The following is a 16,004-nucleotide window of genomic DNA, read 5'->3' as shown; positions in this document are numbered from 1 at the left end:
TAGAAGCAGTTAAGGATGAGTATGGATAGAATTGATAAGCATATTCTGTCGCTACTGCAGAAGGATGCAAGGTTATCCACTGCGGACATTGCGGATAGGGTTGGACTTTCGGCTTCACCGTGCGCGCGGCGAATCAAAAAACTGGAAGAAGAAGGTGTGATCGCAGGATACCAAGCCAAATTGAGCAAACCTGCGATTGGAGTCGGGATGACGGTTTTTGTTGAAGTGAGTTTAAATAACCACCAAGCGGCGTCTATTGATGCATTTGAGCAGGCGATTTTGGAAATGGGCGAGGTGACAAACTGCCACGTTGTATCAGGTGCCTATGACTACTTGTTGGAGGTTGTCAGCCAAGATCTCACGGGATATGAATCGTTTACGCGAAAGTTACAGAGGTTGGATAATGTCAAAGACATTCATACCCACCTTGCAATCCGTCAAGTGAAAGAGTCGAGTGAGCTGCCTGTTTTCACTTAACGGTTTGTTTGCCAGACTCCTGTTGATAATCAACATCTTCATATTGAGAAAGCGTCGAGTCGCAGTAGACAGAAACCCGATTTCGACCAAGAGATTTGGCTTGATACAAGGCTAAATCGGCGCGCTTTATCCAAGCTTGGCTGGTTTCAAAGGGTACCGATTCAGCGACGCCACAACTGAGTGTGACTTTGACATCATGCGGGTAGGTTTGCTCTGAGATATTCCTTCCGATCAGATTCATGATGGTTTCTACCGCATACTTATCGACACCGTGAAACAGCAACAAAAACTCGTCTCCTCCGACTCTAAAGAGCAAGTCATTCGCTCTGGTATTGCTGTTGATGGTTGCAACCGCTTGTTTAAGAACCGTGTCGCCCGTGTCATGGCCATAGTTGTCATTAATGGTCTTAAAATTATCCACATCGATCATCACAATGGTTGAGTAGCCATACTGCTCAATGGCCCTGTCGAGGTAACTATGCAGTTGATGGCGATTCAATGCCCCCGTCATCGCGTCTCTTTCTAGCAGGTGCCTTAGTTCACTTTGCAATTTATGCACTTCCTTGACCACCACATGGACAATCGTAAGGGTTGCAACAAGGGAAAACGTGTATCGAGCGGTCACTTCCGGATCTTGCTGAGGGTAAATCGCAGCCGTCACACCGATAATGATGAGCAGGTTTGACAAAAGAGCCACCCGCTCTGAAAACAAGAAGACAATTGCTATCACGATAGGGAACACCCAGTAGGTTGCGAGTGTACCGAAAATGTCGATCGCCATAATAATCGAGGCGCCGAGCAATGTCAGTGGGATCAAATTGCCGATTACTCGTTGTTCATTGTAAATGATGGCTGCAACTTCAAGCAGTAAGGTGATTTCGAAAGCAAGTAGGACGATGGCGAGGACAGTTTCACCAATGAGGATGTTTTTAACCGCAAGTGGAACGAAAACAACCAGCGTGATGATGGCGATAAGTTTGAGGACGCGCTTCTTTTGATTGACGTCTAGGATGGTATCGTCTGCGTGGAGTTCAAAACTTGTCTTTTTAACCATCCGACACCTTTGCACTGGTTAATCAAAGTAGCTTTTGCGTGACGAAAAGCTACTAAGACGCGTTGTTTCACTTATTACAACTTTAGACCAATGCCCGGATAGTTCAATTCAGATAAGGCTATTCCGGTTTAGTGATGCTGCCCAGTTCAAGCACTGGCGCCACTTCAATATCTTCAGCGTTCATCATCGATGAAATACGTTGCACCGACGATAGCAGCAGAGATTGTTCCCACTCTTCGAGCCTTTGAAACTTATTGATGAAGTTCTGTTGCAGAGGCATCGGGGCTTGGCTCAGTACCTCTAAACCTTTATCAGTGATGTACGCATGAACTTTACGTTTGTCTTGATTACTGCGCACACGCTTAACAAGCTCGTTTCTTTCTAAGCGGTCAAGGATTGTGGTCGCAGTTGCTTGACTCATATTGGTATGATTCGACAACTCTCGTATGGTCACTTCACCTAACTCTTTGATTGAACGCATTAGAATAAGCTGAGGGCCTGTTAAACCAGACTCTTTGCTCAAGCGTTTGGAGTGTAAATCGATCGCGCGAATTATTTGGCGAATTGAAACGAGGACTTCTTCGTGCTTTTCCAATGTTCATCCTTAGTCAGCAAGCGTTTTAAGGCGTGAAAATACATGATATTGACGCCTAATTGAAGAGCAAAAATCAATAACAATCTCATTTAGAGATGCGGGTTGTTTAATTATGTTAGAAGACGGGTGAATAATTGCACATCTAATGTTTAGAATTCAAAGTTAATGGTGGTTTGGGTTGAGCGAGATCACAGTTACTGTTTAAACAAAATGGCCTTTTTGTGGTGGATTTGTGAGCGGTTAAGCGCGTTTGACTGGCAACTTACACTGGAAGGCGTACAATAATGTCGGTTCGATCAAGTCTTGAAATAAGATAAAATTACTTTCATCACTAATGAATTTTAGTTTTAGGCTTTGATTAGGGAAAGATAATTATCGAGAGAGGAAAAATGACGAAAGGTATCGATAAGTACAGTATCGACAGTACCGATTACACCATCGGTCAAGATAACGTACAAAAGTGGGGGTTCGATGTTCATAACCCTGTCTTTGGCGTCAGTGCAGGATTTATCGCCCTGTTCCTATTTATCGCCCTGTTCCTATTTGGCGCTCTAGTTATGGATGCGGAAACGGCTAAATCCGCGTTAGATGGCCTGAAGTGGCAAATCATTGGAAGCTTCGATTGGCTGTTTATCTGGTCTGGCAACATCTTTGTTGTCTTCTGCTTGGCGCTTATCGTATCGCCTTTGGGTAAAATTCGCCTTGGCGGTCAAGATGCTACCGCAGATTACTCATTCATCTCTTGGCTCTCTATGCTTTTTGCTGCCGGTATGGGTATCGGCTTGATGTTCTGGAGTGTGGCTGAACCTGTCGCTTACTTTACTGGTTGGTATGAGACTCCGCTCGGCGTTGAAGCCAATACCGCAGAAGCGGCGAAACTGGCCATGGGTGCGACGATGTTCCACTGGGGTCTTCACCCTTGGGCTATTTACGGTGTTGTGGCGTTATCGCTCGCGTTTTTTGCATACAACAAAGGTTTGCCTTTATCTATCCGTTCCATTTTCTATCCGCTACTAGGCGATCGCGCTTGGGGCTGGGCTGGACACATCGTTGATATCTTGGCTGTGGTCGCAACCCTGTTTGGTCTTGCGACGTCTCTAGGTTTAGGCGCGCAACAAGCGGCGAGTGGTATTCAACATGTGTTTGGCATCGATGCAGGCTTAGGTCTGCAAGTGGTTGTGATTACGGTCGTAACTTTGCTTGCGGTAGTCTCTGTTATTCGTGGTATTGATGGTGGCGTTAAGGTCATCAGTAACATCAACATGGTGGTCGCATTCGTTCTGCTGATCCTAGTTGCGTTGATTGGTTACGCTGTGACTTTTGGCAATATCGGCACTACCTTGATGGCATATGTTGAAAACATCATTCCTTTGAGTAACCCGCACGGTCGCGAAGATGAAGCATGGTTCCAAGGTTGGACTGTGTTCTACTGGGCGTGGTGGATTTCTTGGTCACCATTCGTGGGTATGTTTATTGCGCGCGTGTCTAAAGGTCGAACAGTCAGAGAATTTATGACTGCAGTACTGCTAGTCCCAACGGCAGTGACACTTCTTTGGATGTCGGTGTTTGGCGGTATTGCGATTGATCAGGTCGTTAATAATATTGGTGAGCTGGGTGCGAACGGTCTGACTGACGTTTCTCTGGCGATGTTCCAAATGTTCGATGTTCTGCCAATGGGCACCTTGCTCTCTGTTATTGCTGTTGTATTGGTACTGGTGTTCTTTATCACCTCTTCGGATTCAGGTTCACTGGTTATCGATAGCATTACCGCAGGTGGTAAAGTCGATGCACCTGTCCTACAACGTGTTTTCTGGGCGTTTATGGAAGGGGCTATTGCGGTTGCTCTACTTTGGATTGGTGGTACAGAAGCGATTCAAGCGCTACAAGCGGGTGCTATCTCTACCGCACTACCGTTTACCATCGTCTTGTTGCTGATGTGTGTCAGCTTGCTAATGGGCATGCGCACAGAGAAGTACCAAAATTAAGGTTACGTTTGTTGATTAAAAGGGCGCTCGGCGCCCTTTTTTTGTACCTGCTCACGAATAAAAGTGAGTTTTGTGAACTGAGCAAGTCCTGTGGTAAAGCTCCACTGTGTATCTACTCAATAAGTTAAAATAACCTTTTTGTTATTAACGAAATTTCATCGATTTTTTCTCCTAGATTCATAAAGTTCGTCACTATTAGCTGCTACATTTTTATTTATTAAAACTATCAAATTTATAAAAGTGCTGAATGCTTTCTTAAGAAGGTCTTGGCGCTTGAACAATGTTTAGAGCTAGGGATCGGAATTATGAATATAGAAAGATTATCGAAGGTGTCCATTGCGACACGGGCGTGGTCAATATTAGCGTTGTTCGCAATAGGATTGTTGTTGAACACCTATTTGAATATCGACAAATCGCGTGAGCACATGCGTGAAAACTACGAGCGTGGCGTCATGACGATAGTAGAGTCTGCGCACGGTGTTGTGGAGCACTATTACGATCTTTATCGTGCCGGTGAAATGAGCGAGAAAGAGGCGCAAGCGAGCGCCCTAAAAGCAGTTTCCGCTATGCGCTTTGACGGTGATAACTACGTCTTTGTTGGTGACAATACGGGTATCCAACTCGCGACGGGTGTGAGCTCGTTGTTGGGCAAAAACATCATGGGATTGCAAGACAGTTCTGGGGATTACTTTGTTCAGAGACTCTATCAAACTGCGCGCAATGGAGGAGGGTTTGTTGACTATACTTGGCGCAATCCAGACAAAGGGACAACAGACCCTAAAACGAGTTATGCGCTGATGTTTCAGCCTTGGCAATGGATGATAGGTTCAGGAATGAACATGGTTGCGTTGCAAGCGGCGACTGAGCGTTCAGAAATGGCGTCACTCGGTTACGCGGTGGCAATTTTGTCAGTTCTCTCTCTGATGATTGCGTTCTTCATTAAAACCATTACATCCCCTCTAAAACGCTCTGTGCGCGCGATGCAGGCGTTGTCGAAGGGCGAGGGAGATCTTACTCAGCGGTTACCCGAAGAGGGCAGCTCTGAGCTGATTCAACTTGCGCGCTACTTCAACCAATTCGTCGCTTCTGTACAGTCTATTATGCTGAACATTAGCGATGCGGGTAGCCAGGTATCAAGCGCGGCAAATCAGTTGTCGACGTCTGTTCACCATATTGACGACAGTTTAAATCAGCAGCAGTCTGATGTGGATATGCTGGCCACCGCGATGACACAAATGCTAGCAACGGTAGAGGAAGTGGCGAGTCGGACAGTTGAGGCGAATGATGCCAGCCGTCTAGCGGCCAGTGAAACCAATAGCAGCCATCAGATCATAAGCCAAAACGTCAATGAAGCGAATCAACTAGCGCAGCAAATGGATTCGGCCAGTCATGTGGTTGAGCAGTTGGCGAGTGACGCAAAAAATGTCGACACTGTACTGGAAGTGATTCGCGGGGTAGCAGAGCAAACTAACTTACTCGCACTAAACGCTGCCATTGAAGCGGCACGGGCGGGTGAGCAAGGACGTGGATTCGCGGTGGTGGCTGATGAAGTGAGAAGCCTGTCGTTACGCACTCACGAATCGACGCTGGAAATTCAAAATATTGTTGAAAAGCTGCAAAATGGCGCTGGCAATATCGTTACGGTTATGGAGCAGGGCGCTGCCAAAGCCGTCAATGCGTCGAGTTTGTCTTCGCAAGCCGGTGAGGCATTAACCCGCATCAACAAAGAAGTTCACACGATTGAAGAGATGAATCAACACATCGCGACCGCCGCTGAGGAACAAACGGTCACGGTCAACGACATCAATCGAAATGTGGTGAGCTTAAATGACATGGCATCGAGTGTTTCCGAGGAATCAGCACAGATGGCGAGCGCCAGTAAAGAGCTGCGCAATGTGTCGGAAAATCTGATGTCGATGATCAATCGCTTCAAATTGGCGTAACTTGAGGAGACAGGGTGATGTGGTAGAATCGGCGCAAATTTTTTTGCTGAGCTGTAAATGAGACATTTAAACACCACCGTTCACCCTGACATCGACCATCTAGACGATAAAGTCATCTATAAACGAAACGCGGCTCGTGCCATTGTGGTTGATGGAGAAGACATCTTACTGCTCTACACGGAGCGCTATCACGACTACACGATTCCAGGTGGCGGCTTGGATGATGGTGAAGACGTCATCGCAGGTATGGTTAGAGAGCTAGAGGAAGAGACCGGAGCGCAGAACATTCACTCTATCAAGCCTTACGGAATCTATGAAGAGTTTCGCCCTTGGTACAAAGACGATGCAGACATTGTCCATATGATCTCTTATTGCTATACCTGTAAAATTGACCGCCAGTTGGGTGAAACCTCATACGAGGATTATGAGATAAAAAACGGCATGAAAGCCGTATGGATGAATATCCATGACGCGATTGCTCATAATGAAAAAACAATGGCAGAGAGCCCTAAAAAAGGCATGAGCATAGAGCGAGAAACCTTTTTGCTCCATTTAGTCGCCAAAGAAATGCTCTAACAGTGAGTCCGCAAAATGCGGACTCTTTTTTATCCCAACTCCACTTGTTCTAGGAACACTTTCAGCGGCTCCGCGTGCACTTTCCTTCAAGAACGGTTTTTCTTCACAATGATCCCCCAGTCCTAACGAAATCGTTTACATAAACATTGTTCCGCTTCTATACTGATCCAAGTAATTGAATTATTAATATTAATTATTCGTACTGTAGAGCGTATAAACCAGATTATTAAAGGATGAGTATATGGGGAAAGTACGTCATTTCGCGGTGGGTTGCTCACTGCTGTTGTCTGCTCAAATGAGTTTCGCTGATGTGATTGAAACGCGAGTTCTTGTCGGGTTTGGCGAGGCAAAATACGCGTCGGATTTCGCGCACTTTGATTACGTTAATCCAGATGCACCAAAATACGGCTCGGTGACCTTTGGTCAGGTTGGAACCTATGACAGCTTCAACCGATTTGGGTCTCGAGGTGTTTCTGCGGCAGGCATTGGTGAAATCTACGATACCTTAATGTTTTCCCCAAGTGACGAAATAGACGCTTACTATCCCCTTATCGCGGAGCGAGTCCGCTACTCAGACGACTATCAGTGGATTGAAATCGATATCAATCCTAAAGCCAAGTTCCATGATGGTAAACCTATTACCGCGCACGATGTCGCGTTCACTTTCGACAAGTTTGTCAAAGAAGGTGTCCCGCAGTACAAAGTCTATTATCAAGATATAAAAGCCGTCACGGCTAAAAATGATCGTACGGTTCGCGTAGACATGGTTAAGCCGAACCGAGAGAAAATGTTCCGCTTTGCGCAGAACACTCAAGTTTTACCCAAGCACTATTGGCAAGATAAAAACCTCGCAGAGCCGCTATCGACTCCGCCAGTGGGAAGCGCGGCCTACAAAGTGGTGGATTATAAGTCTGGGCAAAGCGTCACTTACCAACTTGTTGACGATTATTGGGCCAAAGATCTCCCGGTGAATGTAGGGCGGGATAATTTCAAAACCATCACCTACGATTACTATCGAGACGAAACCGTCATGCTTGAAGCGTTCAAAGCGGGCGAGTTTGATTTTCGGATTGAAAACGTAGCCAAGTTTTGGGCCAACTCCTACACAGGCGTCAATTTTGACAAAGGATTCATCGTCAAAGAAGAGATCGCTCACGAGCGTCCAGCTAATGCACAAGCGTTTGTGTTTAATACTCAAAAAGCTATTTTTAAAGACCCAAAAGTTCGTCAGGCGCTAAACTACGCGATGGACTTCGAGTGGATGAACAACAACCTGTTCTACAACCAATATACCCGTACTCGGAGCTATTTCCAGAACACGGAATATGAGGCCAAAGGCACGCCACAAGGCGACGAACTTGCCCTACTGACTAAGTACAAAGATCAACTGCCTCCACGCTTATTTACTGAAGAGTTCCAGCCGCCAGTTACCGATGGCTCGGGTCGTATTCGCAGTCAGATGAGAAGTGCGTTCAAACTGCTCAAAGAAGCGGGGTGGGAGCTAAAAGACAAGGTGATGACCAACACCGCAACCGGTGAACCGTTTAGCTTTGAGCTGCTGATTTATAGCCCGACCACAGAGCGGATTGCGATACCCGTACAGAAAAACTTAAAGCGAATGGGTATTGAGATGAAGATCCGAACGGTGGATACGACTCAATACATCAAACGTCTCCGCGATCGTGATTTTGATATGGTCTCTTCATCCTATGGCGCGAATCCATACCCAGGACCAAACTTGTTGATCGTTTGGAACTCCAATTACATCGATTCGACCTACAACACGGCAGGGGTGATGGATCCGATTGTCGATGAATTGACTGATCAAATCGCGAAAAGCCAACAGAATCCAGACAAACTGCTTACGCTTGGTAAAGCGCTTGACCGTGTATTGCAATGGAACTACTACGTGATTCCACAGTGGCACTTAAGCAAATACCGCGTCGCGATGTGGGATAAGTTTGAGCGCCCGGCGATTATGCCGAAGTATGACCTTGGCCAAGACACTTGGTGGGTTTCTAAAGAGAAAGCGCAAAAACTGCCTGAGAAACGTCAATAGTGATTGTCTAGTTCACATGGCTACTATGCTGTAGCGCTATCACAAGATGCGAATCAGAAGGTGACGCGTTACAGTAGTAATCGCTAAGAGACCAGAGCGCATTGATTCGCGGCTCTGAAATACGCAGAGGGAAACATGGCTGCCTATATATTTCGCCGACTACTTTTGGTGATTCCCACCTTGTGGGCGATTATCACCATCAACTTCTTTATCATTCAGATTGCGCCCGGTGGACCGGTAGAGCAAGCGATCGCCCAGATGGAGGGGCACACCTCTGGCATTATGGAGCGTTTTACTGGGGGTGGTGCCGAAGTTGAACTCGCGGACGACCAAAATAGTGCCGCTGGCTATAAAGGCTCGAGAGGTTTGGACCCAGAAGTGGTTGAGGCGATAAAAAAGCAGTTTGGTTTTGATAAGCCACTGCTTGAGCGCTATGTGGAGATGCTCAAAAATTACGCTACATTCAATTTTGGTGAAAGCTTGTTCAAAGGCGGCAATGTCATTGACTTGATCGTTGAGCGCCTCCCAGTCTCCATCTCCCTTGGCTTGTGGAGTACACTGATTATCTATTTGATCTCCATCCCTCTTGGCATTTTAAAAGCAATCCATCATGGCTCTCGATTTGATGTCTGGTCGAGTGCGGTCGTGATCGTGGGGTACGCCATACCAGGGTTTCTCTTCGCCATCATTTTGATCATTCTATTCGCCAGTGGTAACTATTTCAGTTGGTTTCCGCTAAGAGGTTTGGTGTCGAGTAACTTTGAGCAGTTGGTCTGGTATGAACAGGTGATGGACTACTTTTGGCATTTAACCTTGCCGATATTGGCGATGGTGATTGGTGGGTTTGCGACCTTAAGCATGCTGACCAAAAACTCCTTTCTGGATGAGATCAACAAACAGTATGTGGTGACCGCAAGAGCGAAAGGGCTCGATGAGCGCAGCATTCTCTACAAGCATGTGTTTCGCAACGCCATGTTGATTATAATCGCAGGCTTTCCCGCCGCTTTTATCAGTATCTTTTTTACCGGGTCAATGCTCATCGAAGTGATGTTCTCACTCGAAGGGATTGGGCTGCTCGGCTTTGAGTCGACCATCCAGCGTGATTACCCTGTCGTATTCAGTTCGTTGTACATCATGACTTTACTTGGATTGCTGCTCAGTATCATCTCCGACTTGACCTACACCTGGGTGGATCCACGCATTGATTTTGAGGCTCGTTAACTGTGATTGAAAAAAGACGCAACCCACTCAATGAAGCTCGTTGGTTACGATTTAAAGCCAATCGCCGCGGCTTTTGGTCGCTTTGGGTCTTTGCTTTGCTCTTCTTCGTCAGCCTATTTGCAGAGCTGATCGCCAACGACAAACCGTTATGGATAACGTACGACAGTCAATGGTATTTCCCAATCGTTTCGCAGTATGCAGAAACCGAGTTTGGCGGAGAGTTTGAAACAGAAGCCGATTACAAAGACCCGTTTGTGGTTGAGCTTATCGAAGAAAAAGGGAGCATTGTTTGGCCGCTTATTCCGTTTAGTTACGACACGATTAACTTTGATATTCAGGGCTCGGTTCCATCGGCGCCTGATGCGGTGAACTGGCTCGGCACAGACGACAAAGGAAGAGACGTCTTGGCGCGAATTATTTACGGCTTTAGAATTTCGGTGTTGTTTGGTTTTGTATTGACCATTATCTCAAGCGTCATTGGCGTGGTTGTGGGGGCGACACAGGGCTACTACGGAGGTTGGCTTGATCTGCTTGGTCAGCGTTTTATCGAAGTGTGGTCTGGCATGCCTACCTTGTTTTTGTTGATTATCCTTTCCAGCTTCGTTGAGCCCAATTTCTGGTGGCTACTGGGTATTATGGTCGCATTTAGCTGGATGAGCCTGGTGGGGGTTGTTCGCGCTGAGTTTCTTCGTTGCCGTAACTTCGATTACGTACGAGCCGCTCTGGCAATGGGCGTCAGTGACAATCGCATTATGTTAAGGCACATGTTGCCCAATGCGATGGTAGCGTCACTTACCATGATGCCGTTTATCTTGTCAGGTTCGGTGACGACCTTAACCTCATTGGACTTTCTTGGCTTTGGTCTACCCGCGGGTTCACCGTCGTTAGGTGAACTCTTGGCACAAGGAAAAGCAAACTTACAGGCGCCGTGGCTAGGGTTTTCGGCATTTATTGTCTTGTCACTTATGCTGACACTGCTCGTGTTTATCGGTGAAGCCGTGCGCGATGCTTTCGACCCGCATCATCAAGGGAGATAGCCATGACTCATCCGATACTAACCATGGAAAATCTGTCTGTTGGCTTTGGCCGACAGGCGAACATAGAACAGGTGACCCATCAGGTCTCGTTGTCGATTTGTAAGGGGGAAACACTAGCGCTTGTCGGCGAGAGTGGCTCTGGAAAGTCGGTGACTGCAAACTCGATTCTAAAGCTATTACCCAAAGGCTCCGCGCACTACTTGGAAGGTAAAATTACATTTGATGATATCGACATACTTCAATGTTCTGAGCGGCAGCTGAGAGGCATCAGAGGGGGAAGAATCGGAATGATCTTCCAAGAGCCCATGGTCTCTCTAAACCCGCTGCATAAAATTGGTAAGCAGCTGGTGGAAACTCTCTCCATTCACCGTGGCGTTAGACAAAGCAAAGCGGAAACCATCGCCATCGAATGGTTGGAAAAAGTAGGTATTCGCCACCCAAGCGTCAAAATCAACGCCTATCCTCACGAGTTGTCAGGAGGCGAGCGGCAGCGCGTAATGATTGCGATGGCGTTGATTAATGAACCAGAGCTTCTGATTGCCGATGAACCAACAACAGCGCTCGATGTGTCAGTTCAGGCGCAAATCCTCGACTTGCTCAAACAATTGCAGCAAGAGCTCGGTATGGCAATGCTGTTTATTACCCATGACTTAAGCATTGTCCGCCGAATCGCTGATCGCGTTGCCGTAATGCAAGAGGGGCATCTTGTTGAAGTGGGTGAGTGTCAACAAGTCTTCCAGTCACCTAATCACGCTTATACCCAGTTACTCATTAATTCAGACCCTAGGGGGACGCCGGTTGTTGTCAGTGAACCGAGCGAACCAATACTGGATGTTGAGCAACTTAGGGTTTGGTTTCCAATCACTGGCGGCGTGTTCAAACGGGTGGTTTCGCACATTAAAGCGGTCACCGATATGCAAATCAGTTTGTCTCGTGGTCAATCTATCGGGTTAGTCGGAGAAAGTGGTTCTGGTAAGTCGACAACAGGTATGGCGATTCTCAAGTTGGTCAACTCCGAAGGGTCTATTCGCTATCAAGGGAATGAACTTCAAGGGCTTGACCGCACGGCGATGCTGCCATATAGGCGTCGCATGCAAGTGGTGTTTCAAGACCCGTTTTCAGCACTTAACCCTAGGATGTCCGTTGCGCAAGTGATAGGGGAGGGATTGCGTGTTCATGAGCAGCTTAGCGATGAAGAGATCGATGATATGATTGTTAAAGTGATGCGAGAAGTGGACTTAGATCCGGACTCCCGCCATCGCTATCCAAATGAGTTCTCCGGAGGTCAGAGACAACGTATCGCGATTGCACGGGCACTTATCCTAAAGCCTGAGTTCATATTACTCGATGAGCCAACCTCATCCTTGGATCGAACGGTTCAAGCGCAAGTGCTCGATTTGCTTAAATCGCTGCAACAGAAGTACGGGCTAAGTTATCTATTCATTAGCCATGACCTGAATGTCGTTAAGTCTTTGTGTCACTACACCATTGTGCTCAAGCAAGGAGAAATTGTGGAGCAAGGCGAAACGAAAGAGCTGTTTACTCATCCTCGGCACCCCTATACCAAAGAGCTTGTCACACTGTCGAGTTTATAGAAAAAGAAACGCCGTCTAAGTAGACGGCGTTATCGATTCAATCAATGCCAATTAGCTGTTTGGGATGATGATCAGCTCCATAGGGCTTTTCCACACGCTCTCAAACTCATTGCTGATGTCGTACTCGTTCATATGAGCGACATGGAAGTTCATCAGATCTAAGTCGTAAGAAGGAGAGGTGTAGACTCGGCCTTCATCGATCGCTTTAATCAACTGATCAGCTTGGTGAGCGGTGTATGCTTCATCATGTGGGCGAGTTTGCCCCTCAAGCTTTTTGCGAAGTTGCGACACCACCATTTCGTACTCTACTTGGTTAAACCCGCTTGCACGCGCACGGTTGATCTCTTTTTCGATGATCTGCTGTGCGGCTTTCGCCTGCTCGCTGTCTTCACTGGTAAGTGAAACTTGAGAAACCAAGCTAGATTGCGCCAAAATCTGGTTTGAAACCTCGACTTTAACATCTTGATTAGCAAACGCTTCTTCCAAGCGTTTCTCTAGAATTTTGTTTGCGATGGTCACAGTAAGTAGCTTTTTTCGTTGTTGCTTACTGTTTGCCGTATCGTCAAGTGAGGTATGGGCCGTGTATGCCACAGTTGGCTTTTCCTGTTTAGGAGCGTCAGAAACACTTTTCGGCATTAGGCTTAGCTCAGCAGGTGCAGAAAACGCTTCGCTTGATTTCCAGTCAGAAAGATTGTCGCTAATTAACTCTGCCGCAGTACGGTTTTTAAAGTTACCAGCAATAACCAAATCGGTTTGTGACGGCAAGAAAACCCCTTTGGCTTCTTCGCTCTTAAATAGCGCTGCGAGCTGCGAGATTGCCTCTGCTAAGGTCTCTTCTTTATTGTCAGCGAAGTCGCGTTTGAGCACACTTTTGCCATTAAATTCGACCAACTCCCAACCATAGTCTTGCGTTAACGTCTGAGCGACAGACGCATATTTAATTGGAAGATCAGTTAAACGAACGCGGATAGAAAGCGCTTGTGTATTGCGGCTAGTCGGTAACAACACGTAGCGCATGGCATTACCAATTTTACCTGCTTTCGTGCCTTTAGGTAGCGTGATGTCGCTTTGTTCAAACCAGTTAAATTGATTTTGTTCTGCACTTACTGATAGGGAGAAAAAAGGGGAAAGCAGTAAGCTCGCTGAAAGGGTTGCAGTGACGATTTGACGTAATGGTTTAGACACAAAGTTCTCCTAAAACAAGTTTATTATGACTTTCCTTGTTCTAAGCTCTGTTGATGACGGTGTGTGATCTGACAGGCGATAACGAATCGAATCCTTGATTGCGTTATTTTGAGACCTTGGACGAGACATTTTGAATGCGTGTCATGCCTCAAAAATCGTGCAAATTTTCTACAACTTAAGTGACATAGTCAATCACTAAATATTTATATGTTAAATATGTCTTATTTTTGAGAGGGTTAGATCGCAGTATAGTGGCTAGCACTTGCGAATGAAAGGGGTTTAGAGAACCAATACCCTTGTAAATAGGAGGCTCCGAGGTCAGTGAATGCTTGAGCCATTTGCGCGTTTTCAATGCCTTCGATGACAATATCAACATCGTAGGCTTGGCATAACTTAATCACGAAAGAGAGGTACTCAAAGGTTGCTGGATTGGTGAAAGATCGCCAAGCGATGGATTTGTCGATTTTAATTTGTTGTAGCGGAAAATCAAAAAAGCTGTTTAACGAGCTGTAACCCGCGCCAAAGTCATCCAAAGAAAGCTGAAAACCGAGCGCGCTGAGCTTGTTAAGTTGGTCGGCCGCGTTCTTATTGCCATCCAAAATCATGGTTTCGGTTAGCTCGAGTACGATGTGTTTTGGATCAATTAGGTATTCGTCCGCGACCTTTTTCACTCGTTCTGGAAAGGAGTGATTGAGCAGTTGCAGCACAGATACATTGACGTTAACGCGAACCGAGTTGTTATGCGTGGCTTGATACTGCTGGATAAAATGACATGCTTTGGATAGCACCAGATAACCTAAATCAACAATAAGTCCTTTCTTTTCCGCAACAGAGATAAACTCGTCCGGGAATATTTCCCCCATGTCTTTGCACTTCCAGCGTACCAGCGCTTCAAAGCTCGCAATGGCGTTTAGTTTGGTGCAAATAATCGGCTGAAACTTGATCGAGAGTAGACCTTGTTTAATGGCATTGCCCAACTCGCGTTCGATATAAAAATGTCGGTCTACGCGTGATTTGGTTTTACTGGCATAAACGCTGATATGGCAATCTTTTTGCTCGCTGGCAAACTGGCTGGTACGGCTAGCGATTTTGATCGCTTCTTCGGCATCAAGCTCTGCTGGAATCGAAGGGTAGATACCGATACTGATTTCGGTGCCATACAGGTAGCCGAACGTTTTTACCGCTTCGTTATACTTCTCGGAGATGCGCTCACCAAGTTGCGTCAGTTGCTCGTCACTGTAATCCCCTTTAACCAAGATAGCGAAGTCATCTGAGCGAATACGATAGAAGTCAACCAAGTCTTCCGGGAAATGATTAAGCGCTTGAATGATGTGATTAAGCACATCACGCATGATTTGAGGACCATAGAGTGATAAGTAGGAACGAATATTCGCGACTTGGATGTAAAGCAAGCTATGCGGTTCACGAAGTGGGTCAATGTTGTCAATATCCATGACTAATCTGTGCTCATTGGAAAGCCCAGACGCCCCATCTTTGAAAGAGGTTTGCTGTACAAACGCCTCCATCAGCTTTTTGTCGGAAATATCTTTGTGGCAACCAATCATAAACCGTTTACCGTTAACAGTTTTGGTTATCGCCGTTCCTTCTAGCCAAACATATTGTCCATTAGTGCAACGTACACGATATTGAGTCGCCATTTTGAAATCGTCTTCCGCGATATGCTCGTCTACTTTGCTTTGCAGCATAAAACGATCCATCGGGTGAACGAGATCAAGCCATGTTTCTAGACAGGTATGACCGGATTGGATGCCGAATCTTTGATAAAAGCTCGGGTTGTAGAAGCAAACATGCTCTGTATCAGACATATAAAAAATGCCATCGTTAAGCACATCGATCATATGCTTAAAATGGTCATCCATGAGCTCATCTAACTCTGCGCCAGTCAGAGAGTGAGTAAGGTCTTGCGATACTGATTCGACCGCTACACCACACTCTGAGACCAAAGTGATTTTAGGGCGAGGGACGATACTTTTAATAGTTTGCGACATAAGATTGGGACATACCTTAACAACAATCGGTAGGTCTATTATTCATCTCAATTATTACGACAATTCGTGCTGCTTGTTAATGTGCTGCCAACTACTAAACGAAATTACGTCGGACATTTCAAACGTAATTAATGCTTATTGTGAGGTTTGTCGTTAAACGGTGATCAATAGTTGGAGGGCTATCAAACGTCTGACCCAATTCTTAACCACAGTTAGGAAGCCTGAGAAAATGAAATGCTTACTTTACTGGGTGTTATGCTAACAAAAT

General features: G+C 46.2%; 12 protein-coding genes. 8 read left to right on the top strand and 4 right to left on the bottom strand.

Annotation, left to right across the window (positions count from 1 at the left end; genetic code table 11):
• The first annotated feature begins 21 nt into the window (after positions 1-21).
• The gene (locus U9J37_RS15110; RefSeq protein WP_038137243.1) at positions 22-477 is read left to right on the top strand and encodes an Lrp/AsnC family transcriptional regulator; all 456 of its coding nucleotides are present in this window, start codon (positions 22-24) and stop codon (positions 475-477) included.
• On the opposite strand, the gene U9J37_RS15105 is transcribed toward U9J37_RS15110, so the two are convergent.
• Positions 470-1,531 (bottom strand): GGDEF domain-containing protein, encoded by a 1,062-nt coding sequence (locus U9J37_RS15105; RefSeq protein WP_322414198.1) that lies wholly within the window; start codon positions 1,529-1,531, stop codon positions 470-472. The genes U9J37_RS15110 and U9J37_RS15105 overlap by 8 nt on opposite strands.
• 118 nt (positions 1,532-1,649) lie before the next feature.
• Positions 1,650-2,126, bottom strand: a complete 477-nt coding sequence (locus U9J37_RS15100) for a MarR family winged helix-turn-helix transcriptional regulator (protein WP_038137240.1) — start codon at positions 2,124-2,126, stop codon at positions 1,650-1,652.
• Positions 2,127-2,515: 389 nt separating this feature from the next.
• Here U9J37_RS15100 and U9J37_RS15095 point away from each other — a divergent pair, with 389 nt between their 5' ends.
• From U9J37_RS15095 to U9J37_RS15065, 7 genes are all read left to right on the top strand, one after another.
• Entirely contained in the window at positions 2,516-4,111 is a 1,596-nt protein-coding gene (locus U9J37_RS15095; RefSeq protein ID WP_322414197.1) for a BCCT family transporter, read from the top strand.
• A gap of 305 nt (positions 4,112-4,416) precedes the next feature.
• Positions 4,417-6,054 carry a methyl-accepting chemotaxis protein gene (locus U9J37_RS15090; protein WP_043887515.1) on the top strand — a complete coding sequence of 546 codons (1,638 nt, stop codon included), beginning with the start codon at positions 4,417-4,419 and terminating at the stop codon, positions 6,052-6,054.
• A 57-nt stretch (positions 6,055-6,111) separates the two neighbouring features.
• Positions 6,112-6,630, top strand: coding sequence for an NUDIX hydrolase (locus U9J37_RS15085; RefSeq protein WP_005476644.1), 519 nt, complete (start codon positions 6,112-6,114; stop codon positions 6,628-6,630).
• Between the two features lie 295 nt (positions 6,631-6,925).
• Complete coding sequence (locus U9J37_RS15080; protein WP_232280850.1) at positions 6,926-8,689, top strand: extracellular solute-binding protein; 1,764 nt, start codon at positions 6,926-6,928, stop codon at positions 8,687-8,689.
• A gap of 135 nt (positions 8,690-8,824) precedes the next feature.
• Positions 8,825-9,910, top strand: a complete 1,086-nt coding sequence (locus U9J37_RS15075; RefSeq protein WP_005476665.1) for a microcin C ABC transporter permease YejB — start codon at positions 8,825-8,827, stop codon at positions 9,908-9,910.
• A gap of 2 nt (positions 9,911-9,912) precedes the next feature.
• Positions 9,913-10,947, top strand: a complete 1,035-nt coding sequence (locus tag U9J37_RS15070; protein WP_005476684.1) for an ABC transporter permease — start codon at positions 9,913-9,915, stop codon at positions 10,945-10,947.
• Positions 10,948-10,949: 2 nt separating this feature from the next.
• On the top strand, positions 10,950-12,542 hold the full coding sequence (locus U9J37_RS15065) for an ABC transporter ATP-binding protein (RefSeq protein ID WP_043887517.1): 1,593 nt from the start codon (positions 10,950-10,952) through the stop codon (positions 12,540-12,542).
• Between the two features lie 51 nt (positions 12,543-12,593).
• Here U9J37_RS15065 and U9J37_RS15060 read toward each other — a convergent pair whose 3' ends face one another.
• Together U9J37_RS15060 and U9J37_RS15055 are read right to left on the bottom strand one after the other, a co-directional pair.
• On the bottom strand, positions 12,594-13,727 hold the full coding sequence (locus U9J37_RS15060; RefSeq protein ID WP_322414196.1) for a peptidase M16 family protein: 1,134 nt from the start codon (positions 13,725-13,727) through the stop codon (positions 12,594-12,596).
• A gap of 236 nt (positions 13,728-13,963) precedes the next feature.
• Entirely contained in the window at positions 13,964-15,736 is a 1,773-nt protein-coding gene (locus U9J37_RS15055; protein WP_322414195.1) for an EAL domain-containing protein, read from the bottom strand.
• Positions 15,737-16,004: the final 268 nt, after the last annotated feature.

The organism is Vibrio sp. 16, assembly GCF_963681195.1.
In the GTDB taxonomy this organism is placed as follows: domain Bacteria; phylum Pseudomonadota; class Gammaproteobacteria; order Enterobacterales; family Vibrionaceae; genus Vibrio; species Vibrio sinaloensis_D.
This window is presented reverse-complemented; position numbering and strand designations above follow the sequence as displayed.